This is a genomic window from Sphingomonas sp. Leaf20 (assembly GCF_001421535.1).
Classification (GTDB): Bacteria; Pseudomonadota; Alphaproteobacteria; order Sphingomonadales; family Sphingomonadaceae; genus Sphingomonas.
Genome location: NZ_LMKN01000001.1, coordinates 310,794 through 332,198, shown reverse-complemented (window position 1 = coordinate 332,198; position 21,405 = coordinate 310,794). Strand labels below are relative to the sequence as shown.

Annotated in this window: 24 protein-coding genes and 2 tRNA genes; 21 read left to right on the top strand and 5 right to left on the bottom strand. The window is 67.7% G+C overall.

Annotation, left to right across the window (positions count from 1 at the left end; translation table 11 throughout):
- The 17 genes from gspF (at position 1) to ASE72_RS01525 (ending at position 12,924) form a co-directional block, all read left to right on the top strand.
- Positions 1-1,227, top strand: a complete 1,227-nt coding sequence (gene gspF, locus ASE72_RS01605) for a type II secretion system inner membrane protein GspF (RefSeq protein WP_056015808.1) — start codon at positions 1-3, stop codon at positions 1,225-1,227.
- A gap of 8 nt (positions 1,228-1,235) precedes the next feature.
- Entirely contained in the window at positions 1,236-1,691 is a 456-nt protein-coding gene (gspG, locus tag ASE72_RS01600; RefSeq protein ID WP_082445719.1) for a type II secretion system major pseudopilin GspG, read from the top strand.
- 121 nt (positions 1,692-1,812) lie between these two features.
- Positions 1,813-2,274 carry a GspH/FimT family pseudopilin gene (locus ASE72_RS01595; RefSeq protein ID WP_056015805.1) on the top strand — a complete coding sequence of 154 codons (462 nt, stop codon included), beginning with the start codon at positions 1,813-1,815 and terminating at the stop codon, positions 2,272-2,274.
- A 19-nt stretch (positions 2,275-2,293) separates the two neighbouring features.
- The gene (gene gspI, locus ASE72_RS01590; protein ID WP_056015802.1) at positions 2,294-2,707 is read left to right on the top strand and encodes a type II secretion system minor pseudopilin GspI; all 414 of its coding nucleotides are present in this window, start codon (positions 2,294-2,296) and stop codon (positions 2,705-2,707) included.
- 62 nt (positions 2,708-2,769) lie between these two features.
- Positions 2,770-3,450, top strand: coding sequence for a type II secretion system minor pseudopilin GspJ (gene gspJ / locus ASE72_RS01585; protein ID WP_082445851.1), 681 nt, complete (start codon positions 2,770-2,772; stop codon positions 3,448-3,450).
- A complete protein-coding gene (gene gspK, locus ASE72_RS01580; RefSeq protein ID WP_200916142.1) occupies positions 3,437-4,432 on the top strand; it encodes a type II secretion system minor pseudopilin GspK in 996 nt (331 codons plus the stop codon). The genes gspJ and gspK overlap by 14 nt, the downstream gene beginning before the upstream one ends.
- Positions 4,429-5,517: a type II secretion system protein GspL gene (gspL, locus tag ASE72_RS01575; protein ID WP_056015800.1), complete on the top strand. Its 1,089-nt coding sequence runs from the start codon at positions 4,429-4,431 to the stop codon at positions 5,515-5,517. Before gspK ends, gspL begins: the two co-directional genes overlap by 4 nt.
- Positions 5,518-5,519: 2 nt before the next feature.
- Positions 5,520-5,996, top strand: a complete 477-nt coding sequence (gspM, locus tag ASE72_RS01570) for a type II secretion system protein GspM (protein WP_056018696.1) — start codon at positions 5,520-5,522, stop codon at positions 5,994-5,996.
- Positions 5,993-6,715, top strand: a complete 723-nt coding sequence (gspN, locus tag ASE72_RS01565; protein WP_056015796.1) for a type II secretion system protein N — start codon at positions 5,993-5,995, stop codon at positions 6,713-6,715. The genes gspM and gspN overlap by 4 nt, the downstream gene beginning before the upstream one ends.
- Positions 6,716-6,779: 64 nt before the next feature.
- Positions 6,780-6,856 (top strand) — tRNA-His (locus ASE72_RS01560).
- A gap of 149 nt (positions 6,857-7,005) precedes the next feature.
- Complete coding sequence (locus tag ASE72_RS01555) at positions 7,006-8,055, top strand: Leu/Phe/Val dehydrogenase (protein ID WP_056015793.1); 1,050 nt, start codon at positions 7,006-7,008, stop codon at positions 8,053-8,055.
- A 126-nt stretch (positions 8,056-8,181) separates the two neighbouring features.
- Positions 8,182-8,907: a heme ABC transporter permease CcmC gene (ccmC, locus tag ASE72_RS01550; RefSeq protein ID WP_056015790.1), complete on the top strand. Its 726-nt coding sequence runs from the start codon at positions 8,182-8,184 to the stop codon at positions 8,905-8,907.
- A 97-nt stretch (positions 8,908-9,004) separates the two neighbouring features.
- On the top strand, positions 9,005-9,451 hold the full coding sequence (gene ccmE, locus ASE72_RS01545) for a cytochrome c maturation protein CcmE (protein WP_056015788.1): 447 nt from the start codon (positions 9,005-9,007) through the stop codon (positions 9,449-9,451).
- Positions 9,448-11,361 (top strand): heme lyase CcmF/NrfE family subunit, encoded by a 1,914-nt coding sequence (locus ASE72_RS01540; RefSeq protein ID WP_056015785.1) that lies wholly within the window; start codon positions 9,448-9,450, stop codon positions 11,359-11,361. The genes ccmE and ASE72_RS01540 overlap by 4 nt, the downstream gene beginning before the upstream one ends.
- Complete coding sequence (locus ASE72_RS01535) at positions 11,358-11,885, top strand: redoxin family protein (protein WP_056018694.1); 528 nt, start codon at positions 11,358-11,360, stop codon at positions 11,883-11,885. Before ASE72_RS01540 ends, ASE72_RS01535 begins: the two co-directional genes overlap by 4 nt.
- Positions 11,885-12,292 carry a cytochrome c-type biogenesis protein gene (locus ASE72_RS01530; protein ID WP_056015782.1) on the top strand — a complete coding sequence of 136 codons (408 nt, stop codon included), beginning with the start codon at positions 11,885-11,887 and terminating at the stop codon, positions 12,290-12,292. The genes ASE72_RS01535 and ASE72_RS01530 overlap by 1 nt, the downstream gene beginning before the upstream one ends.
- Positions 12,292-12,924 carry a hypothetical protein gene (locus ASE72_RS01525; RefSeq protein ID WP_056015779.1) on the top strand — a complete coding sequence of 211 codons (633 nt, stop codon included), beginning with the start codon at positions 12,292-12,294 and terminating at the stop codon, positions 12,922-12,924. The genes ASE72_RS01530 and ASE72_RS01525 overlap by 1 nt, the downstream gene beginning before the upstream one ends.
- A gap of 113 nt (positions 12,925-13,037) precedes the next feature.
- Here ASE72_RS01525 and ASE72_RS01520 read toward each other — a convergent pair whose 3' ends face one another.
- Together ASE72_RS01520 and ald are read right to left on the bottom strand one after the other, a co-directional pair.
- The gene (locus ASE72_RS01520; protein WP_056015776.1) at positions 13,038-13,256 is read right to left on the bottom strand and encodes a DUF3072 domain-containing protein; all 219 of its coding nucleotides are present in this window, start codon (positions 13,254-13,256) and stop codon (positions 13,038-13,040) included.
- A gap of 50 nt (positions 13,257-13,306) precedes the next feature.
- Positions 13,307-14,413, bottom strand: a complete 1,107-nt coding sequence (gene ald / locus ASE72_RS01515) for an alanine dehydrogenase (protein ID WP_056015773.1) — start codon at positions 14,411-14,413, stop codon at positions 13,307-13,309.
- 126 nt (positions 14,414-14,539) lie between these two features.
- Here ald and ASE72_RS01510 point away from each other — a divergent pair, with 126 nt between their 5' ends.
- The 4 genes from ASE72_RS01510 (at position 14,540) to ASE72_RS01495 (ending at position 17,773) form a co-directional block, all read left to right on the top strand.
- Entirely contained in the window at positions 14,540-14,980 is a 441-nt protein-coding gene (locus ASE72_RS01510) for an Lrp/AsnC family transcriptional regulator (protein WP_056015770.1), read from the top strand.
- A gap of 201 nt (positions 14,981-15,181) precedes the next feature.
- On the top strand, positions 15,182-17,113 hold the full coding sequence (locus ASE72_RS01505) for a potassium transporter Kup (protein WP_443019265.1): 1,932 nt from the start codon (positions 15,182-15,184) through the stop codon (positions 17,111-17,113).
- 2 nt (positions 17,114-17,115) lie between these two features.
- Positions 17,116-17,631, top strand: a complete 516-nt coding sequence (locus ASE72_RS01500; protein WP_056015767.1) for a 2'-5' RNA ligase family protein — start codon at positions 17,116-17,118, stop codon at positions 17,629-17,631.
- A 65-nt stretch (positions 17,632-17,696) separates the two neighbouring features.
- Positions 17,697-17,773: transfer RNA gene (locus tag ASE72_RS01495), tRNA-Met, on the top strand.
- On the opposite strand, the gene fdhD is transcribed toward ASE72_RS01495, so the two are convergent.
- The 3 genes from fdhD to ASE72_RS01480 are packed head-to-tail and all read right to left on the bottom strand — an operon-like array spanning position 17,752 to position 21,361.
- Entirely contained in the window at positions 17,752-18,564 is an 813-nt protein-coding gene (fdhD, locus tag ASE72_RS01490) for a formate dehydrogenase accessory sulfurtransferase FdhD (RefSeq protein ID WP_056018687.1), read from the bottom strand. The two genes, ASE72_RS01495 and fdhD, sit on opposite strands and share 22 nt — an antisense overlap.
- Positions 18,561-19,166, bottom strand: a complete 606-nt coding sequence (mobA, locus tag ASE72_RS01485; protein ID WP_235532187.1) for a molybdenum cofactor guanylyltransferase — start codon at positions 19,164-19,166, stop codon at positions 18,561-18,563. The genes fdhD and mobA overlap by 4 nt, the downstream gene beginning before the upstream one ends.
- Entirely contained in the window at positions 19,073-21,361 is a 2,289-nt protein-coding gene (locus ASE72_RS01480; protein ID WP_056015764.1) for an FdhF/YdeP family oxidoreductase, read from the bottom strand. Before ASE72_RS01480 ends, mobA begins: the two co-directional genes overlap by 94 nt.
- Positions 21,362-21,405 lie beyond the last annotated feature (44 nt).

The window sequence follows — 21,405 nt, the reverse complement described above, 5'->3', positions numbered from 1 at the left end:
ATGGCTGATTTCGACTATCTCGCCATCGATACCAAGGGTGCCGAACGGCGCGGCCATGTCGCCGCGTCGGACATCGACACCGCACGCGCGACGCTCGACGCGCGCAAGCTCTACGTCGTCAAGATCACGCCCGGCGCGCCGCCGCAGGCAACCAAGGGCCGCCCGCTGTTCGGGTTGCAGCTCGGCAAGCCCAAGATGTCGGGCAAGAACCTGACGCTGTTCACGCGCCAGCTCGCGACGCTCAACCGCGTGTCGCCGCTCGAGGAATCGCTCCGCACGATCACGCGGCAGACCGAGCAGGACAGCGTCCGCGTGATCGTCCAGCATGTTCACGCGGGCGTCGTCGAGGGCCGGCGTCTCGCCGATTCGATGGCGCGCGAGCCGAAAAGCTTCCCGCCGCTTTACCGCGCGATGGTCGCGGCGGGCGAGAGCTCGGGGTCGCTGCCGACGATCCTCGACCGATTGGCGGCGCTGCTCGAACGGCAGGCGGAAATTCGCGGCAAGTTGATCACCGCGCTCGCCTATCCCGCGATCCTCGCGCTGGTTGCACTGGGCGTCGTCACCGCGCTGATGATGTTCGTGGTGCCGCAGGTGGTCGAGCAGTTCGATACGGTCGGCCAGGAACTGCCGCTGCTGACGCGGATGGTGATGGCGTTTTCGGCGTTCCTCGTCGGCTATTGGTGGGTGATGCTGCTGATCGTCGCGGTCGCCGCGCTGGGTGGCTGGCAAGCACTGAAGGACCCGTCGATCCGGCTCGCCTTCGACAGCTGGCTGCTGAGGATCCCGTTGCTCGGGCGGCTGCTGCGCGACCTGCATGCGGCGCGGATGGCGCGGACGCTCGGGACGATGGTCGCGAGCCGCCTGCCGCTGCTCGACGGGCTCAACCTGACCGCCAGCACGATCCACAACCGCCGCCTCCGGCTCGCGTCGGACCAGATCGTCGAAGCGATCCGCGGCGGCGGCAGCCTGTCGGCGGCGATGCGGCGCGCGGGCGTGTTCCCGCCGCTGCTGACCTATCTCGCGGCATCTGGCGAGGCGGCGGGGCGGCTCGACGAGATGCTCGAGCGCGCGGCCGATTATCTCGAGCGCGAGTTCGACCGGTTTACCGCCACCGCCTTGTCGCTGCTCGAACCGCTGATCATCGTCGTGATGGGCGGCATCGTCGCGACGATCGTGTTATCCATCCTGCTCCCGATCCTCCAGCTCAACACGCTGGCCGGACAATGAGGTCTCGTATGCGTACCGAACAGAAAAAGCGTCCCGTACTCTCCAGGAAGCGCGAAGCGGGCTTTACGCTGGTCGAGCTGATGGTCGTGATCGTGATCATCGGCCTGCTCGCCACGATCGTCGCGCTGAACGTGTTGCCATCGGGCGATACCGCGCGGATCCAGAAGGCGAAGGCCGACATCGCGCAGATCGAGGGCGGGCTCGAGCTGTACAAGCTTCAGAACATGACCTTTCCGAACACGTCGCAGGGGTTGAACGCGCTTGTCACGGCGCCGGCCGGGCTGACCGATCCGTCGCGTTACCAGCGGGGCGGGTATCTGAAGAAGCTGCCGAACGATCCCTGGGGTCGTCCGTATCTCTATGCCTCGCCGGGGACGCATGGCGAGGCCGACGTCTGGACCTTCGGCGCCGACGGCAAGGAAGGCGGCGAGGGGATCGATGCCGATATCGGCAGCTGGCAGTAAGCCTCTGGCCGGGCTTCCCGTCGGTGTTCGCGCCGGCGGGGATCGGCGCGGCTTCACGTCCTTGAGGCGTTCCGCCGAAAACGGCTTCACGTCCTCAAGGCGTTCCGCCGAACACGGCTTCATGTCCTTGAAGCGTTCCGCCGAACACGGCTTCACGCTGGTCGAGCTGATGGTCGTGGTCACGATCATCGGGCTGGCATCGGCCGTGGCGGTGTTCGTCATGCCCGATCCGCGCGGCCGCGTGTTCGACGAGGCGACGCGCTTTGCCGCGCGGGTGCGCGCTGCGCATGACTCGGCGATCGTCGAGGCGCGACCGGTCAGCGTGTGGATCACGGGGGGCGGCTATGGCTTCGACCGGCGGCTTGCGGGCGGCTGGACGCCGATCAGCGAGAAGCCGTTGCGCGTCGAACGCTGGACCGAAGGCACGCGCGCGACGATCGGCGACCTGAGCGGCCGCGTGCGGGTGACGTTCGATCCGACGGGTCTTGTCGATCGCCCGGCGACGGTGGCGCTCAGCCGCGGTGGAGCCGAGGCGAGCGTCACGATCGACGCCGATGGCAGCGTGCGCGCCGATGCGCGCTGAACGAACGAGGTGCGCGCCCATGCCCGTGCGTGCGAGACGAACCGGTCGCCCGGAACGGGGCTTCACGCTTATCGAGATCATGGTCGCGCTGGCGGTGTTCAGCCTCGCGGCGATGGCGCTCGTCAGGTTGGAGAGCGCGACGATCCGGGGGGCGACGATCCTCGACGATACGCTGATCGCACAGATGGTCGCGCGCAACGTCGCGATCGACGCGGTAACCGCCGCGCAGCCGCCGACCGCCGGTGCGGTCGCGGGTGTGGAGACCAATGGCGGGCGAAGCTGGGCCTGGATGCGCCGCGTGCGCGCGATGGGCGGATCGCAGGTGCTGCGGATCGACGTCACGGTGGCAAACCGCAGCGGCGCAATCCTCGGCCGATCGACGATGATGCGTCCTGCGCCGCGCCAGGCTACGGCAGTGGCGGCGTCGTCATGAGCGGGCGGCGCGCTGCTTCGTTCAGGACGTACGAGCGCGCGCACGGCGCGGCTGTGTCGTTCATGCCTGAAAGCGGCCAACGTTTCGAACACGCACTCGAAGACGATCGACGGTCCGCCGAACACGGCTTCACGCTGGTCGAGGTGATGGTCTCGCTCATGATCTTCGGAATGATCGCGGCGGCGGGGGCGGCGATCCTGTCGTTCAGCGTGACGGCGCAGCGCACGACGGGCGCGCGGCTCGACGATATCGGCGCGTTGACGCGAACGCTGTCGATTATGTCGGCGGATCTCGGCCAAGCGTCGCTGCGGGCCGCGCGGGACGAATCGGGTACGCCGATTCCCGCGTTCGTCGGTGAGAGCGGGAGTGGCAGCGGCGACGCCCCGATTCTGCGGCTGGTCCGCGGGGGCTGGACCAATATCGACGGTGCGGCACGATCGAACGCGCAGAAGGTGGCCTATCGGCTGAGCGACGGCGTGGTGCAGCGGATCGCCTATCCGATGGTCGATGGTGCGGGCCCGCTGCCGCCCGCCGCGCTGATGGCGGGGGTGACGCGCATCGGGCTGCGCTATCGGCTGGCGGGCGCGTGGAGCGACCGGTGGGACGGCCTGCAGGGCGTGCCATTGCCCGAGGCGCTCGAGCTCACGCTGCAACGCACCGACGGGACGCTGTTCCGCCAAATGTTCCTCGTCGGATCGGGCTATGCACCGCCGCCGCAGGAGGTCGTCAATGAGACGCCGTGACGTCGCAATTCCTGCTCGCGAGCGGGGTGCTGCATTGCTGACCGTGCTGATGCTGGTGGCGATCATCGCGGTGATGGCGGGGGCGGCGCTCGAGAAGTTGCGTCTGTCGACGCGACTGGCCGGCAATGCGGCAGCGGGCGAGCAGGCGCGTGCCTATGCGCTGGCCGCCGAGACGCTTGCGACGACGCGGATCGGGGCGATGCTCGAGGCGAGCCCGAAGCGCGTGACGTTGCAGGGCGACTGGAGCGGCCGGCCGTTCGGGATGCCGTTGCCGGGTGGCGGATTTGCAACCGCGCGGGTGCGCGACGGCGGGAATTGCTTCAATCTCAACAGCCTCGTGAGCGGTCGGGCGGGGGCCTATGTCACCGACCCGCTGATGCGCCCGCAATTCGTCCGGCTGATGCGGTTGCTCGACGTGCCCGTGCAGGTTGCCGAACAGATCGCGGCGGGGACCGCCGACTGGATCGACAGCGACCAGGCACAGCAGGCGATGGGGGCGGAGGATGCCGCGTATCTCAACCGCGAGACGCCGTACCGGACCGCGGACACGCTGATGACCGACCCGAGCGAGATCCGCGCGGTGGCGGGAATGACGCCGCAAATCTATGCGACGCTGAAGCCGTGGATATGCACGCTGCCCATCGCGCAGGCCGCGCCGATCAACGTCAACACGCTGCTCCCCGAGCAGGCGCCGATCCTCGCGATGCTGTTCCCCGACACGATGTCGATCGCCGGCGCGCGCCAGATGATCCTTCAGCGCCCGCCGCAGGGCGTTGGCAGCACCGATGTTTTTTTCAAGAGCGCGGCGTTGCAGGGCAATGCCAATGCGGATGGCGAGCGCGGGACCGCGATCGTGTCGAAATGGTTCACGCTGCAGATCGACGTGACAATCGGCACGACGGTTTTGCAGGAACATGCGCTGATCGATGCGACGACGCTTCCTGCGCGGCTCGTATCGCGGCAATGGGGCGAAGACTCATGACGACCCTGGTGTTCCTTCCGTCCGGCGAGACCGGTTATCGCTGGATCCGCACGGCGGACAGGCGCGTCGTCGACGAGGGCGAGGGGATCCCCGCGCCCGATCCCGATGGCGCGACGATCGCAGTTGCCCCGGCCGAGGCGGTGACGCTCCACTGGGCCGAACTCCCGTCGCGCAGCCCCGCCCAGGCGACCGCGGCGGCGCGGTTGCTCGTCACCGAGGCGAGCGCTGCGCCGCTGGCCGAGCTTCACGTCGTCGTCGGCGACGAGGGCAATGCCGAACGACCGATCGGCGTGGTCGGCAGCGCGGTGATGCTCGGCTGGCTGCGGATGCTCGCGGAGGCGGGGATCGATCCGGTCGCGGTCATCCCCGCACCGATGCTGCTGCCACGCCCGGACGAGGGATATGTCGGCACCGTCCTGGCGGGCAGCGCGATCATCCGCGGGACGACCTGCGGGTTTGCCGACGAGGCGCCGATGACCGCACTCGTCACGGGCGACAGCGCGCCGGTCCCGATCGAGCGCGCAGACCTGGAAGCGGCGCTGGTCGGGGCGGCCGCGGCACCGTCGCTCGACCTTCGGCAGGGGGTGTTCGCACGGCGGCGGCGATTGGCGCTCGACTGGGCGCTGATCCGGCGACTGGCGGTGCTTGCCGGGCTGATCCTCGCGGTGACGCTGGCGATCTCGCTGGTGCGGATCGCGAAATACAGCTTTGGTGCGGATATGCTCGCGACGCAGGCGGACCTGGTCGCAAGATCGGGCCTGCCGCGCGGCGAGACGGTGACCGACGCGACGCGGCAGCTCGACGAGCGGCTGTCGCGCGTGCGCGGCCCCGGGCTGGGGTTCAGCGCGACCAGCGCGGCGATCTTCGCGGTGGTGCGCGCGGTGCCCGGCAGCGAGGTCACCGCGCTCGATTTCCAGCCGAACGGGACCGTGAGGCTGAGCGTGGCCGTCGAGCGCGAATCGCTCGCGACCGATTTGAAGACCGCGTTCGAGGCGGCCGGGTTCACGGTCCAGGCGGGCGTCTTCCAGGCGGCCGACGGGCGCGTCGCCGGCGACCTGACGCTCAGCACCGGTGGGGGCGCGTGACGATGACGGGACTGCGACACTGGTTCGAGGGACGATCGCTGCGGGAAAAGCGGCTGCTCGTCGCGATGGCGGCGCTGGCGGTGCTGACGCTGATCTGGGGCGCGGTGATCCGGCCCGTCGGCGACGGATTGTCGAGCGCGCGTGAACGGCATGCGAGCGCGGTGACGCGGCTGGGCGAGACACAGGCGCAGGTCGCGATCCTGCGCGAGGCGCAACGCACGCGACCCGCGCCGCTGACGGGCGCACTGGCCGACGTGGTTCGCGTGCAGGCGGATGTCGCGGGGTTCGCCGTGACCAGCCTCGATCAGGACGGGCCTGACCGCGTCCGGATCGCGATCCCCTCGGCACGCCCGGCAGCGCTGACCGCCTGGCTGGCACGGCTGGAACGCGCGGGGATCCTGGTGGATTCGGCGACGATGACCAATTCGGGCGACCGGACGGTGAGCGCGACGATGACGCTGAAGGCGCGCGCGGCATGAGGCGGATCAGGTTGAAGACCGGACCGACCGCGTTGTTCGGGGCGATGCTGGTCGTCGCGCTGCTCGTGTTTCTGCCGATGCGCGCGGCGCTCGGCTGGTTTGGCGTCGGTGACGCGGGGCTGGTGGCACGGCGCGTCACGGGAACGATCTGGGGTGCGACGCTGACCGATGCGCGGTTCGGCGACGTCGCGCTCGGGTCGCTCCACGCACGGCTGTCGCCGCTGCCGCTGCTGGTCGGGAAGGCGCGCATCGTGCTGGCAGGGCCCGACGGGCTGCCCGGGGCGCTGCGCGGCGCCGCCAGCGTCAGCCGGCACGGCTTTGGCATCGACGCATTGAGCGGGACGATCGCGGCGGGGGCGGTGTTCGCACCCGTACCGGTGACCGCGCTGGAGCTGGAGGCGGTCACCGTGGAGTTCGCCGACGGCCAGTGCCAGAGTGCGGAGGGGCGCGTGCGGGCGACACTAGGCGGGACGGTGGCGGGGATCACGCTGCCGCAGTCGGTTGCGGGCACGCCGCGGTGCGACGGGAGCGCGGTGATCCTGCCGCTCGTCAGCCAGGCGGGGACCGAGGGCGTGACGCTGCGGCTGGAGAATGATGGACGGTATCGGGCAGAGCTGACGCTGCAGCCGACCGACCCGGTTGCACAGCAGACGCTCGAAACGCTCGGGTTCGTCCGCGGGGCAGGCGGGTACCGCCAGGCGATCGAGGGCAGTTTTTGAACGCGAGCGACATCGCGGCGCTTGACGGACCCGGACAGCCCGCTTAGGGGCACGGGCCTTCGCGGCGATCGTAGTTCAATTGGTTAGAGCGTCGGCTTGTGATGCCGGATGTTGCGGGTTCAAGTCCCGTCGGTCGCCCCATTATTTCCCGGTCCTGGTACCGGGCGTTATTTTCCCCACTGGCATTATTTCGCCAAGTCCCTGGCATCGTGCAGCTTTGCGCTGGTAAATCGCGCCGGAAAATAATATTTCACCTCACAGCAATTTTATTCCTCCTGACGGAGCCGGCGATGACAGCGGTTTGGGACCTTCCCGATTTCGACGACCATGAGGGCGTCCACAGCTTTACCGATCCCGAATCGGGTCTGCGCGCGGTAATCGCGCTCCATTCGACCAAGCTCGGTCCGGCAGCGGGCGGGACGCGTTTCTGGCATTATGCCGATAACGGCCGCGCGGTGACCGATGCGCTGCGCCTGTCGCGCGGCATGAGCTTCAAGAACGCGATGGCCGGGCTCGAGCTTGGCGGCGGCAAGGGTGTCGTGCTGGCGGCGAAGCCCGGTGACGTCATCACGACCGCGCAGCTCGAAGCCTTCGGTCGCGCGGTCGAGGCGCTCGGCGGTCGGTATGTGACGGCCGAGGACGTCGGCATGTCCGAGGAGCGGATGAAGGTCATCGCGACGCAGACGCGGTATGTCTCGGGCCTGCCGGTCGCAAGCGGCGCGGCGGGTGGTGATCCGGGGCCGTACACCGCGCTCGGCATCTATCTGGGGGTCAAGGCGGCGGCGCAGCGCGGGCTGGGCGCGACCGACATGAAGGGCGTGCGCGTCGCGATCCAGGGAGTCGGCTCGGTCGGCGGCGGGCTCGCGCGGCTGCTGGCGAAGGACGGCGCGGTGTTGACGCTGGCGGACGTCGACGAGGCGCGCGCACAGGCGCTGGCAAGCGAGCTCGGCGCGACCGCGGTTGCGGCCGAAGCGATCCTGACGACCGAGACCGATATCTTCAGCCCGAACGCGCTCGGCGCGATCCTGACCGAGATGTCGATCGCCGCGTTGAAGGCAAAGGTCGTCGCGGGCGGCGCGAACAACCAGTTGAGCGTGCGCGAAGACGGAGCGCGGCTGCATGCACGCGGCATCCTGTACGCGCCGGATTACGTGATCAACGCGGGCGGGATCATCAATGTCGGGCTCGAATATCTCGGCCAGGGCGACGAGGCCGAAGTGAAGGCGCGGATCGCGCGCATTCCCGAGCGGCTGATTCAGGTCTGGGACGAGAGCGACCGCAGCGGCGAGCCGTCGTCGGATGTCGCGGACTCGATCGCGAAGCGGCTGATCGGGCGGTAAGCTCGGGACGCGTGTCGCGTCATGGGCGGAGGCGTTGTCCGGCATGCGTCTCCGCCGCGTCTTCGTTGCCGTCGTCGGGCGAAGTCTCGCGTGACGGCCGGGCAATGAGCCGATAAGGGAGCGGCAGTGCCTACGCTCCATGCCTTCGCCAATCCTGCGCGCTTTCTGAAGATCGCCAAGCCGTTGACGCCGCTGCTGTTCTGGGCGGGGGTGGTGCTTGTCGCGATCGGCTGCTGGGCAGGACTGACGCTGACGCCGCCCGATTATCTCCAGGGCGAGACGGTGCGGATCCTCTATATCCATGTTCCCGCCGCGTGGCTGGGCATGGGCGGATGGAGCGGAATCGCGATCAGCAGCATCATGGCGCTCGTCTGGCGGCACCCGCTGGCGACGATCGCCGCGCGCGCGATCGCGCTGCCGGGGGCGGTCTTCGCGGCGCTGTGCCTGACGACCGGGTCGATCTGGGGTCGGCCGACCTGGGGAACGTGGTGGGAGTGGGACGGGCGGCTGACGTCGATGCTGCTGCTGTTCTTCGTGTATCTCGGCTATATGGCGCTTGCGAAGGCGGATGCGGATCGTCGCGGCGACGGGCGGATCCCCGCGCTGTACGGCGTCGCGGGATCCGTATTGCTGCCGATCATCCGCTACTCGGTGGTCTGGTGGAACACGCTGCACCAGGGGCCGAGCATCGGCCTGACGCAGTCGAGCATTGCCGGTGCGATCCTGTGGCCGCTGCCGATCATGCTGCTGGGGTTCACGCTGGTGTTCGCGGGCATCGTGCTGATGCGGATGCGGACGATCCTAGCGGTGGCCAAGGCCGAGGCCCGGATGCGGCGGATGGCGCGGTCGTGACCGCCTGGCCCTTCGTGATCGCCGCCTATGGCGTGACGCTCGGCGGCGGCGGCGTGGTCGCGCTGCTGAGCTATCTTGCGATGCGGAAGGCGGAGCGATGAAGGCGAAGCATCAGCGGCTGACGCTGGCGCTGCTCGCGCTGGGCGCGGTCGTCGTCGCGGGGCTGCTCGCGCTGTCGGCGCTCAAGGATCAGGCGGCGTTCTTCTATGCGCCGTCGGACGTGCGGCGCGACGGCATCCCGCTGGGGCGCGCGGTCCGGCTTGGCGGGATGGTCGAGGACGGATCGGTCAAGCGTGCGGCCGACGGCGTCACGGTGCATTTCACCGTCACCGACGGCGCAGCGACGACGCCGGTCGTCTTTGCCGGCATCGTCCCCAACCTGTTCCGCGAAAAGTCGGGCGTCGTCGCCGAGGGCCGGTTCGAGCCCGATGGCCGCTTCGTCGCGTCCAATCTGCTCGCCAAGCACGACGAGAAATACATGCCGCCCGAAATGGCAGGCAAGATGCACGAGACCAGGACGCTGGTGACGGACCAGACGCCGTGATCGCAGAGGCAGGCCTTGCCGCGCTCTGGTTCGCGGGCGCGCTGGCAGCGTTGCAGCTCGCCATGGCGGCAATCGGGATTGCACGGAACCGCGACGACGTGTCGGCGGCGGTGCGGCCGGTCGCGATCGTCCAGGGCCTGTTGTCGGCGCTGGCGATGATATTGTTGATCTGGGTGTTCCTGCGGTCGGACATGTCGGTGAAGCTCGTCGTCGAGAACAGCCATTCGGCCAAGCCGTGGCTGTACAAGTTCGCGGGCGCCTGGGGGAATCACGAGGGCTCGATGCTGCTCTGGGTGACGATCCTGGGGCTGGCGGGGGGCGCGGTCGCAATCTTCGAGCGATCACTGGCGGAGCGGACCCTGACCGCGACGCTAGGCGCGCAGGCAGTGATCGCGCTCGGCTTCTATGCATTCCTGCTGTTCTCGTCGAACCCGTTTGCGCGGCTGAGCCCGGCGGCACCCGACGGGCTGGGGCTCAATCCGCTGTTGCAGGACCCGGGTTTGGCGTTCCACCCGCCGACGCTGTACGCCGGCTATGTCGGGCTGTCGGTCGCGTTCTCGTTCGCGGTCGGCGCTCTCGTGACGCGCGACGTCGGGCCGGCATTTGCCAGGGCGATGCGGCCCTGGGTGCTGATCGCCTGGATATTCCTGACGCTCGGGATCACCGCCGGCAGCTATTGGGCCTATTACGAGCTCGGCTGGGGCGGCTGGTGGTTCTGGGACCCGGTCGAGAACGCGTCGTTGATGCCGTGGCTCGCGGCGACGGCGTTGCTCCATTCGGTGACCGTGCTGGCGACACGCGACGGCCTGCGCGCGTGGACGGTGATGCTCGCGGTGGTCGCATTCTCGATGTCGATGATCGGGACGTTCCTGGTCCGGTCGGGCATCCTGACGAGCGTGCACGCGTTCGCGGTCGATCCGGAGCGCGGTGCGTTCATCCTCGCGCTGCTGGCAATCTATATCGGCGGTGCGCTCGCGCTGTTCGCCGCGCGGATCGGCACCGTCCGCGCGGGTACGACGTTCGACCCCGTCAGCCGCGAGGGCGGGCTGGTCGCCAACAACCTGTTGCTGTCGGTGATCCTCGGGATCGTGCTGATCGGGACGCTCTATCCGATCGTCGCGGCGAGCTTCGGCGTGCAGCTCTCGGTCGGCCCGCCGTTCTTCAACAAGGCGGCAGGGCCGATCGCGCTGCTGCTCGTCGCGGTGATGGCGGCGGGGCCGCTGCTCCGCTGGCGACGCGACGAGGCTCGCGCGGTGATCGCGCGGATGGCGCTGCCGATCGGCGCGACGGTGGCTGCCGCGATCGCGCTGATATTCATCTGGCCGGGCGTGCTGGCCTGGGCGGGGCTGTCGCTGGCCGCCGGACTCGCGGTGGCGAGCGTCGCGCCGTTGTGGAAGCGCAACCTGCGCCGCACGCCGCTGTTCACCTACGGCATGGTCATCGCGCATCTCGGCATCGCGGTCAGCCTTGCCGGAATGGCGTCGGACAGCGCGTTCACGCAGGAAACGCTGGTCGCGGTGCGCGCGGGCGAGCCGGCGCGGGTTGGACCGTACCAGGTCACGCTCGACGGGATCGCGCCGGTGATCGGCGACAACTGGTCGGCGCTCGAGGCACGTCTGTCCGTGGTCCGCGGCACGAAGACGCGCGTGCTGCACCCGCAGCTGCGGTTCTTTGCCAATCCGCCGACGAGCACCAACGAGTCCGCGATCCTGACCGCGCTCGACGGGCAGCTCTACACCGTGCTCGGCCAGCCCGATGCGCAGGGACGCTGGCAGTTGCGACTGTGGTGGAAGCCGTTCGTAACGTTGATCTGGTTCGGCGGGGTGCTGATCGCGCTCGGCGGGATGCTGTCGCTGATCGGACGCGTGCGGCGCGAACGCCGTACGACGTTGCGGGCGGAATGGGCGTGAAGCGCGTCGCCTTGTGGGCGCCGCTGGCGATCTTCGCGCTGGTGTTCGTCGTCGTGATCAGCGGGCTGGTGAAGCCCGGCGAAACGGTCGTGCGCTCGGCGATGGTCGGCAAGCCCGTCCCCGACTTCGCGTTGCCGGCGATGGTCGCGGGCAAGCCGGGGCTGAGCGCTGCGACGTTCAGGCAGGGGCAGCCGCGACTGCTCAACGTGTTCGCGAGCTGGTGCGTACCGTGCATCGCAGAGGCGCCGCAATTGATGCGGTTGAAGGCGGCTGGCGTGCCGATCGATGCGATCGCGGTGCGGGACACGGGGACGGCGATCGCGGGATTTCTCGCGCGCAACGGCGATCCCTATGCGCGGATCGGCAGCGATTCGGCGAGCCGCGTCCAGATGGCGCTGGGATCGTCGGGCGTCCCCGAGACCTTCGTCGTCGACGGCCGCGGGATCGTCGTGAAACAGATCATCGGCGACATCCGGCCCGAGCAGGTCGACGAGATCGTCCAGGCCGTCAGGGCGGCGCGGTGATGCGGGGTCGTGTCTTGACGGTGCTGTTGCTGGTCGCTGCGCCTGCCACCGCGCAGCCGGCCGCCCCGCCGGCGCCCTATGCCAATGTCCAGCTTGCCGATCCCGCCAAGGAAGCGTCCGCAAAGGCCCTGATGGAAACGCTGCGGTGCCTGGTATGTCAGGGCCAGTCGATCGCCGACAGCGACGCGGACATGGCGGCCGACATGCGCGCGCTGGTCCGTGAACGGATCGACAAGGGCGAGGCACCCGCATCGATCCGCGCGTGGCTCGTGTCGCGCTATGGCGATTACGTCACCTATGACCCGCCGCTGTCGGCACTGACCTGGCCGTTATGGCTGGCGCCGATCGCGCTGCTGCTGGCGGGGATCTGGGTCGCGCGGTCGAGTTTTCGTCGGAGGGCGCGCTGATGGGCTGGGTCATGCTGGCGGCGATCGCGGCCGCGGCGTTCGGCGTTCTCGCGCTGCTCAAGGTCGAGCGGATGCTGTGGTCGATGGTCGCGTCCGCGCTGATGCTGGGCGCGGCGGGCTATGCGCTGCAGGGCCGGCCCGGCCTTGCGGGGCAGCCGGTGATCGGCGGACTCGCGCCGACGCCCGACGACGGCGCGACGATCGAACTGCGCGACCAGATGCTCGAGCGGTATACCGGGGCGGCAGCGTATCTGGTCGCAGCGGATGCGATGACGCGGCTCGGTGACCGCCGCGCGGCGGTGCAGGTACTGCTCGGCGGAATCCGCATCGCGCCGCGCAGCGTGGTGTTGTGGACCGGCCTCGGCAACGCGCTCGCCGCGCATGACGGCAACCAGGTATCGTCGGCCGCGCTGTTCGCGTTCCAGCAGGCGACGCGATTGGCGCCGAGACATCCGGCGCCACCGTTCTTTCTGGGACTGGCCTATGTGCGTGCTGGCGATTTCGCGGCGGCGCGGCCGTATTGGGCGCGGGCGCTGGCGCTGACGCCGGCGCGGATTTCCTACCATGATGCGATTGCCACGCGGCTGGCGCTGCTCGACCGGCTGGTGGAGGCCCAAGCGACGCGACCTTGATGGTCGCGGGGTGGCGGTCTTTGAAGCCCGACGTTCGTCAGGGCGGTTTGGAGAATTAGGGGAGAGGGGGAGAGATCGGCGCGTCGCGTCCTATCTCTCCTCCGCGCGAGCCGTTACTGGCCGCGGCCGGTCTTGCCCTGGAGTTCGTCGATCTTGAGCGAGGCATCGGCCTTGCTCAACGTCTCGTCGAATTCCTCATGCGCTTCCTCGGAGAGCGTCTTGAGATAGCTCGCCTGTGCGCCGGTCATCTTTTCGTCGCCGGTCGTCCAGTCGTGCGGATCCTTCTCGGCGTTCGAAAAGGGCTCGGACTTGGGGTTCGGGGTGTCGGACATCGGAAATTCCTTTCCCCTGTCCAACACCCGCGTTCCGCATCCGTTCCCGGTTAATTCGACCACGCTTCGTAAGGTAGATCCAGATCATCCGCGACCGCCTTGTACGCGATCTTGCCCTTGTAGACGTTGAGCCCGTTGGCGAGATGCGGGTCGGCCTTCATCGCCGCCTCCGCACCCAGGTTCGCGAGCTTCAGCGCGAACGGCAGCGTCGCGTTGTTGAGCGCGAACGCCGACGTACGCGCGACCGCGCCCGGCATGTTCGCCACGCAGTAATGGATCACGCCGTCGACCTCGAACACCGGATCCTCGTGCGTGGTGGCGTGGCTCGTCTCGAAGCAGCCGCCCTGGTCGATCGCGATATCGACGAGGACCGAGCCGCGCTTCATCGTTTTCAGCATCTCGCGCGTGACGAGCTTGGGCGCTGCCGCGCCGGGGACAAGCACCGCACCGATCACGAGATGCGCGTTCTTCACCGCCGCCGCGATCGCGGCCTTCGAGGCATAGGCGGTCTTGATCTGGCTGGAGAAGAACATGTCGAGCTCGGCGAGGCGATCGTTCGAAATGTCGTAGATCGTGACGTCGGCGCGCATGCCGACCGCCATCTGCGCGGCGTTGACGCCCGACACGCCGCCGCCGAGGATCGCGACCTTGGCGGGCGCGACACCGGGGACGCCGCCGAGCAGGACGCCGCGGCCGCCCTGTTCCTTTTCGAGATAATGCGCACCGACCTGCACCGACATGCGGCCCGCGACTTCGGACATCGGCTTGAGCAACGGCAGGCCGCGGCGATGGTCGGTGACGGTCTCGTACGCGATGCAGGTCGCGCCCGACTTCATCAGCCCTTCGGCCTGCGGCTTGTCGGCGGCGAGGTGGAGATAGGTGAAGAGCAGGTGGCGCGGTTCGAGCATCGCGATCTCGACCGGCTGCGGCTCCTTGACCTTCACGATCATGTCCGCGGCGGCGAAGACCGACTTCGCGTCGGGGAGGATGGTCGCACCCGCGTCGACATAATCCTGGTCCTCGAAGTCGATGCCCGACCCGGCCTGAGTCTCGACGACGACCTCGTGGCCTGCGGCGACCAGCTCGGCGACCGATGGCGGGGTCAGGCCGACGCGATATTCGTGATTCTTGATTTCCTTGGGGACACCGACACGCATTGCTTCCACTCCTTATGTTTGCGCGCCTTTTACGCTGCTTCGCGCGGGAAGGGTTCGCAAACATGTCCCGGTCAGCTACGTCAAACGCATGATTTGTGTGATTAGCGACGTCGCGGCGCGAGATTTGTGACCAATTCGATCGAGCGCAGGATCCTCGACCTGCTGGCAGCGAATTCTGATCTGACGAGTGCGGAGCTTGGCGAGGCGGTCGGGCTGTCCGCGAGCGCGGCGCATCGCCGGGTGGCGCAGCTGCGCGAAAGCGGTGCGATCAGCGGGTATCGCGCGGTGCTGTCGCGGGCAGCGCGGGGCGATCCCAGCATCGTCCTCGTCAACGTGACGCTCCGCGACCAGCGCAAGGAGACGATGGCGGCCTTCGAGGCGGAGATCGTGCGCTGCCCGCAGGTAGTGCAGTGTTTCCTGATGAGCGGCGAGGCCGATTATATGCTGCACGTCGAGATACGGCAGGGCGAGACGTTCGAACGCATCCACCGCGAGACGCTGTCGCAATTGCCGGGCGTCACGCGGCTGGCGTCGCACTTCGTGATTCGCGAGGTGATCACGCGCTGACGGTTCGACGCCCAGACGGGCGCAAAATGCATCGCAACCGGCTCGGGGAGCGGCGGTACATGATCAGCAGCGGTTAATCCACGTTGCCGGCGGTGCCGTTGCCGCCCCCTGACGTGCATGCTAAATGCGCGCGCTTGGGGCACAGGGTGAAATCGGACATTCGATGATGATTGCTGCACTTCCGGGTCGATTCACCGTCCAGTGAGCGTCGACCAGACCGCCGCGGCTTCGACCGTGCCCCCCGCCGGCCTCGATCCGGATACCGGCCACCATCATTCGGACGGCATGCTCAAGCTCGCCTTCGGGGCGATCGGCATCGTGTTCGGCGATATCGGCACGAGCCCGCTCTACGCGTTCCGCGAGACTTTTGCGGGGCACCACAAGCTCGCGCTCGATTCGGCGCACATCATGGGCGTCATCAGCCTGATGTTCTGGTCGATGATGATCGTCGTGACGGTGAAATACGTCATCATCATCATGCGCGCGGACAACAAGGGCGAGGGCGGCAGCCTGGCGCTGCTCGCGCTCGTCTCCGGCAAGACCAAGACGCGGCGATGGAGCAAGGGGATCATCCTGCTCGGCGTGTTCGCGACCGCGCTGTTCTACGGCGACAGCATGATCACGCCCGCGGTGTCGGTGCTGTCCGCGGTCGAGGGGCTGGCGGTCGCCGCGCCGAGCTTTGCCGGGCTCGTCCTGCCGATCGTGATCGCGATCCTGATCGCCTTGTTCTGGGTCCAGAAGAGCGGCACGGCGCGTATCGGCATGGTGTTCGGGCCGATCATGCTGGTGTATTTCAGCGTCATCGCGGTGCTCGGCATCCTCAGCATCATCCAGACGCCGGGCGTGCTCTGGGCGTTCTCGCCGCATTATGCGGTCGAATTCTTCCTGATCGACCCGACCCGCGCCTTCCTCGCGCTCGGCTCAGTCGTGCTCGCGGTGACCGGCGCGGAGGCGCTCTATGCGGACATGGGGCATTTCGGCCGCCGGCCGATCGGCATTTCGTGGCTGTTCTTCGTGCTCCCCGCGCTGATCCTCAATTACATGGGGCAGGGCGCGCTGCTGTTCCGCGACGGGCAGGCGGCGCTCGTCAGCCCGTTCTACAATCTCGCGCCCGAAAGCCTCCAGCTGCCGCTCGTCATCCTCGCAACGATGGCCGCGGTGATCGCGTCGCAGGCGGTGATCTCGGGCGCGTTCTCGGTCACGCAGCAGGCGATCCAGCTCGGCTTCATCCCGCGCCTGCGGATCGAGCATACCAGTGCCGCGACTGCGGGCCAGATCTACATCCCGCTGGTCAACGGCGCGCTGATGGTGATGGTGATCCTGCTGGTGCTGTTCTTCCGCACCTCGTCGAACCTGACCAGCGCCTACGGCATCGCGGTGACGGGGGCGATGCTGATCGACACCTGCCTGCTCGGTGTCGTGCTGTTCCGGCTGTGGAACTGGCCGAAGATCGCCGCGATCCCGCTGCTCGCGATCTTCTTCACCGTCGACGGCGCCTATCTGGCCGCGAACCTGACCAAGGTGCCCGACGGTGGCTGGTTCCCGCTGCTGATCGGGCTCATCATCTTCACCTTCCTGACGACGTGGTCGAAGGGGCGGCAACTGATGATCGACCGGATGCGCGAGGCGGCGATGCCAATCAAGGTGTTCATCGGCTCGGCGGCCGGTTCGGCGTCGCGCGTGCCGGGAACCGCGGTCTTCATGACCTCGACCTCCGACGGCGTGCCGCACGCGCTGCTCCACAACCTCAAGCACAACAAGGTGCTGCACGAGCGTGTGATCCTGCTGACCGTCAAGATCGTCGGCCAGCCCTACTGGCCGGCGCATGACCGGGCTGTGCGCGAGGAGCTGGGTGACGGCTTCCACCGGCTGATCCTGCGCTATGGCTTCATGGAGGATGCCGACGTCCCCGCGGCGCTGCGCCAGGTGCATAGCTGCGGCGCGGACTTCAAGATGATGGACACCAGCTTCTTCCTGTCGCGGCAGACGCTGCTCGCGTCGGACAAGCCGGGGATGATGATCTGGCGCGAGAAGCTGTTCGCGTGGATGCTGCGCAACGCCGAAAGCGCGATGGAATTCTTCCGCCTGCCGACCAACCGCGTGGTCGAACTCGGCAGCCAGATCGAGATTTGACCATGACCGACATAGTGCCTGCGCCGATCATCGTGACGGCGCTGTTCGGGCGGCAGGACACGGCGTTTTTCGACGCGATGCGGCGCGAGCATTTTCCGCCCGAGCGCAACCAGCTCGATTCGCACCTGACACTGTTCCACCACCTGCCACCGTCAGGGCTCGACGAGTTGAAGCACCGGCTGAACCAGGAGACGCGCGGGCTGCCAGCACCGCGGGCGCGCATCGGCGGGCTGATGTCGCTGGGGCGCGGCGTCGCCTACCGGATCGAATCGCCCGAGCTCGTGGGGATACGCGCGCGGCTGGCCGATGCGTTCACGGGGATGCTGACGCCGCAGGACGCGGGCGGCTGGCGTCCGCACGTCACGATCCAGAACAAGGTCAACCCGTCGGTTGCCAAGCTGCTGCTCGGCAACCTGCAGCGTGATTTCGTATCGCGGGACGTCGAGATCGCCGGTCTGGGTGCGTGGTGGTACCGCGGCGGACCCTGGGAAGCGATTTCCCGTCACATGTTTGCTTGACCGCCTCGAATCCGCTTCCTATAGGCCGCGCCTCGCAGGAACGAACGCGCTCCTGCAGACGGTACGGCGAAGTAGCTCAGTTGGTTAGAGCACGGGAATCATAATCCTGGGGTCGGGGGTTCAAGTCCCTCCTTCGCTACCATTTTCAAACACACCGAACGGATCGTTGACGACCAGGATCGCGTCGCTTCGGGCGAGCGCGAGCAGCGTCAGGCCGTGCGTCCGCGCATGATCGATCGCGAGACTGGTCGGTGCGGAAATTCCCACCAGCATCGCCACGCCCGCCACCAGCGCCTTGTCGACCATCTCGAAGCTGATTCGCGACGTGACGAGGATGAAGGCGGGGGGCTCGGTCGACCGGATCGCCAGCCCGCCGACGAGCTTGTCGAGTGCATTGTGGCGGCCGACATCCTCATAGGCGGCCAGCACGTCTCCCGACCGGTCGCACGCGGCGGCGGCATGGATCGCCCCCGTCGCCGCGTTGAGCGGCTGATGCGCGCGCAACCCTGCCAGCGCGGCGAACAGCGCCTCTACCGACGCCTCCGGGCGGGGCGGGGTGGTCGCGACGGGCTTGCGGAGCTGTTCGAGCCCGGAGATGCCACACAGCCCGCAACTCGTGTCGCTGGTGCGGTGGCGGACGCGGTCGTGGATCCGCCCCTTGCACCGGTCGGACAGATCGACGCGGACGATCCAGCCCGCCTCCGCCTCGAACACGTCGATGTCGCGCACGTCGGCGGCAGCGTCGGCAAGACGTTCGGTCAGGAGGAACCCGGTGGTGAACTCGGCCAGGTCGGCGGGCGTCATCATCATCACCGCATAGCCGAGCCCGTCGACCTCGATGGCGACCGGGACCTCGACCGCAATCGTGCGTTCGCCGTGCGTCTGCGAATCGGGGCGCAGGATCGTGGTCGGCTGGATCCGCGAGACGGTCATAGCGCGGCCATGTCGGCCGGCGTGTTGACGTTGGGGACCGGGCCCGCGGCGATGATCGGCAACGCGCCGATCGCCTCGGCCCAGCCGCGTACGGACCGGCGCGGCGTTCGTTGGATATGCGCGAGCAGATGTGCGGCGAACGCGGCCTGCCAGTGGCCGAGCACAGGCGCATCGTTGCAATAGGCGGGCGCACGACGCGCGAGTGCCGCAAGCAGGCCGTCGGGCAGCACCGGCATGTCGCAGGCGATCGTGATGACCGAGGTGAACCCGAGCGTCGCGGCATGGTCAAGTGCGCCCGCTATCCCGCCGAGCGGCCCGAGCCCGGGCTCGGGCAGGTCGATGATGGTACCGCCGATCCCTGCGATGACGACGTCCGCCACATAGGGCCGCAACAGGTTTCCTGCGTGATGCGCGAGCGGCTGGTCACCGAACAGCGCCTGGGCCTTGTCCGACCCGAAGCGCGAGGACTGCCCGCCCGCGAGGACGACGCCGAGGATACTGTCCTGCGTCAGCGCGATTTCTCGATCCGGACGGGCACCGACTTGCCGGCGGGAACATGGCTTTCGCGCGCGTGATGCGACACCGGCATCAACAGGTTGCACTCGGGATAATAGGCCCCGACACAGCCTTCCGGGATCGAATATTCGACGACCCGCAGCTTGCCCAGACGCCGGTCCGCGTTCGACCCCGCGTCGCCGACCAGATCGACATCGTCGCCGTCGGCGATGCCGAGCCGTGCGATGTCCTTGGCGTTCATGAAGACGATGTCGCGCGTCCCTTTCACGCCGCGAAACCGGTCGTGATAGCCATAGACCGTGGTGTTGAACTGATCGTTCGAGCGCAGCGTCATGAGGCGGAAGCGGCCTTCGCTCTCCTCGAACCCGGTCACGTTGAGCGACTGGGGGACGTTGAATTCGGCCTTGCCGCTTTCGGTCTTCCATTCGCGGTGCGCCGCGGGGACGCCCTTCCAGAAGCCGCCGGGGGTGAACATCTGCACGTTGAAGTTGCCGAACATGTCGGGATAGGACACCTCGATCGCGTCACGGACATGGCCATAGTCGCCGACCCACGAATCCCAGTCGAGCTTCGGGTTGGGTGCGAGCGTGGCCTTGGCAATCCCGGCGACGATTGCGGGTTCCGAGAGCAAGGTTTCCGCGGCCGGCGTGGCCTTGCCCTTCGAGCCGTAGATCTGGCTGAACGAATCCTCGATCGATACGCTCTGCGGTCCGGTCGCCTGCATGTCGGTCTCGATCCGGCCGAGGCACGGGAGCAGGTAGCAGGTCTGGCCGGGCAGGAGGTGCGAGCGGTTGAGCTTGGTCGCGATGTGGACGGTCAGGTCGAGACCGCCCCATGCGGGCTCCATCGTCGCATGGTCGGGGATGGCGCGGACGAAATTGCCGCCGAGACCGATGAACGCCTGTGCGCTGCCGTCGAGGACCGCCTCGCACGAGGCTACCGTGTCCCAGCCCTTTTCACGCGGGGGCTCGAAGGCATATTGCTCGGCGAGCAGATCGAGCGGGGCGAGTTCGGGTTTCTCGGTGATGCCGACCGTCCGCTGTCCCTGCACGTTCGAATGGCCGCGCACCGGGCCCATGCCCGCACCCGGCTTGCCGATATTCCCGCGCAACAGCATCAGGTTGACGACCATGTGGACGTTGTCGATGCCGCCGACATGCTGGGTCAGCCCCATGCCATAAACCGCGATGACCGCCTTCGACTTTGCATAGATCTTCGCTGCCGCCTCGATATCGGCACGAGGCAGGCCGCTCTCATGCTCGATCGTCGCCCAGTCGGTCTGGCGCGCCGAGTCGGCGAAATCCTCGAACCGCGTCGTGTGCTCGGCGATGAACGCGTGGTCGAGCACGGGCAGCGTGTTGATCTGCTTCGCCCGGTCGTCCGCTTCGATCAGATACTTGCACATCCCCATGATCGCGGCGACGTCGCCACCGGTCTTCACCTGGTGATATTGCGATGCGATCGGCGTCGACTTGCCGGTGACCATCTCGATCGGGTTCTGCGGATCCTGGAATTTCTCGAGGCCGCGCTCTTTCAGTGGATTGAAGACGACGATCTCGACACCGCGCTTCGCGCAATCGCGCAACGGGTGGAGGAACCGCGGGCTGTTCACGCCGGGATTCTGCCCGAAGTAGAAAATCGCGTCGCACTTCTCGTAGTCGGTCAGGTGGATCGTGCCGACCGCAGAGCCGATGGCGGACTTCAGCCCGACCGAGGTCGTCTCGTGGCACATGTTCGAACTGTCGGGCAGGTTCTGGCTGCCGTACATCCGAGCGAGCAGGCTATACATGTACGAGGTCTCGAGGCTGGCGCGGCCCGAGGCGTAGAAGATGACCTTTGTGGGGTCGTAGGTCTTCAGCTTCGCGCCGATCCCGGCGAATGCCTCGTCCCAGCTGCACGCGACATATTTGTCGGTGGCGGCGTCGTATTTCAGCGGATGCGTGAGGCGCCCGGCCTGTTCGAGGTCGTAATCCTTCCAGCCGAGCAGTTCGCTGACGGTATGCTCCTGGAAAAACGCAGGCGTCACGCGGAACGATGTCAGCTCCCATGCGGTCGCCTTCGCACCGTTCTCGCAGAATTCCGCGACGTGCGGGTGCGCGGGCTTTCCCCAGGCGCAGCTGACGCAGGCAAAGCCGTCGGGCTTGTTCTGGCGTGCGAGTTCGCGGACGACTTCGGGACCGACCTTTTCGCGCGCGGATATCTCGATGAGCGATTTCATCGATCCCCAGCCGCCTGCGGGCGCGGTGTAATCCTCGATCTCAATCGTGCGGTCTTCGCTCATTATAATCTCCGATTTCCTCCTTCAACGAAGCGCGAATGGTTTCG

Excerpts from the sequence above, each read along its gene's own strand:
- ASE72_RS01480 (WP_056015764.1), bottom strand. The coding sequence starts at position 21,361 with ATGAGCGAAGACCGCACGATTGAGATCGAGGATTACACCGCGCCCGCA.
- gspI (WP_056015802.1), top strand. The coding sequence starts at position 2,294 with ATGCCCGTGCGTGCGAGACGAACCGGTCGCCCGGAACGGGGCTTCACG.
- fdhD (WP_056018687.1), bottom strand. The coding sequence starts at position 18,564 with ATGACCGTCTCGCGGATCCAGCCGACCACGATCCTGCGCCCCGATTCG.
- gspL (WP_056015800.1), top strand. The coding sequence starts at position 4,429 with ATGACGACCCTGGTGTTCCTTCCGTCCGGCGAGACCGGTTATCGCTGG.
- ASE72_RS01525 (WP_056015779.1), top strand. The coding sequence starts at position 12,292 with ATGGGCTGGGTCATGCTGGCGGCGATCGCGGCCGCGGCGTTCGGCGTT.
- ASE72_RS01555 (WP_056015793.1), top strand. The coding sequence starts at position 7,006 with ATGACAGCGGTTTGGGACCTTCCCGATTTCGACGACCATGAGGGCGTC.
- ald (WP_056015773.1), bottom strand. The coding sequence starts at position 14,413 with ATGCGTGTCGGTGTCCCCAAGGAAATCAAGAATCACGAATATCGCGTC.
- ASE72_RS01520 (WP_056015776.1), bottom strand. The coding sequence starts at position 13,256 with ATGTCCGACACCCCGAACCCCAAGTCCGAGCCCTTTTCGAACGCCGAG.
- ASE72_RS01500 (WP_056015767.1), top strand. The coding sequence starts at position 17,116 with ATGACCGACATAGTGCCTGCGCCGATCATCGTGACGGCGCTGTTCGGG.
- gspK (WP_200916142.1), top strand. The coding sequence starts at position 3,437 with ATGAGACGCCGTGACGTCGCAATTCCTGCTCGCGAGCGGGGTGCTGCA.
- gspJ (WP_082445851.1), top strand. The coding sequence starts at position 2,770 with ATGCCTGAAAGCGGCCAACGTTTCGAACACGCACTCGAAGACGATCGA.
- gspN (WP_056015796.1), top strand. The coding sequence starts at position 5,993 with ATGAGGCGGATCAGGTTGAAGACCGGACCGACCGCGTTGTTCGGGGCG.
- gspF (WP_056015808.1), top strand. The coding sequence starts at position 1 with ATGGCTGATTTCGACTATCTCGCCATCGATACCAAGGGTGCCGAACGG.
- ASE72_RS01530 (WP_056015782.1), top strand. The coding sequence starts at position 11,885 with ATGCGGGGTCGTGTCTTGACGGTGCTGTTGCTGGTCGCTGCGCCTGCC.
- gspM (WP_056018696.1), top strand. The coding sequence starts at position 5,520 with ATGACGGGACTGCGACACTGGTTCGAGGGACGATCGCTGCGGGAAAAG.
- ASE72_RS01595 (WP_056015805.1), top strand. The coding sequence starts at position 1,813 with ATGTCCTTGAAGCGTTCCGCCGAACACGGCTTCACGCTGGTCGAGCTG.
- gspG (WP_082445719.1), top strand. The coding sequence starts at position 1,236 with ATGCGTACCGAACAGAAAAAGCGTCCCGTACTCTCCAGGAAGCGCGAA.
- ccmE (WP_056015788.1), top strand. The coding sequence starts at position 9,005 with ATGAAGGCGAAGCATCAGCGGCTGACGCTGGCGCTGCTCGCGCTGGGC.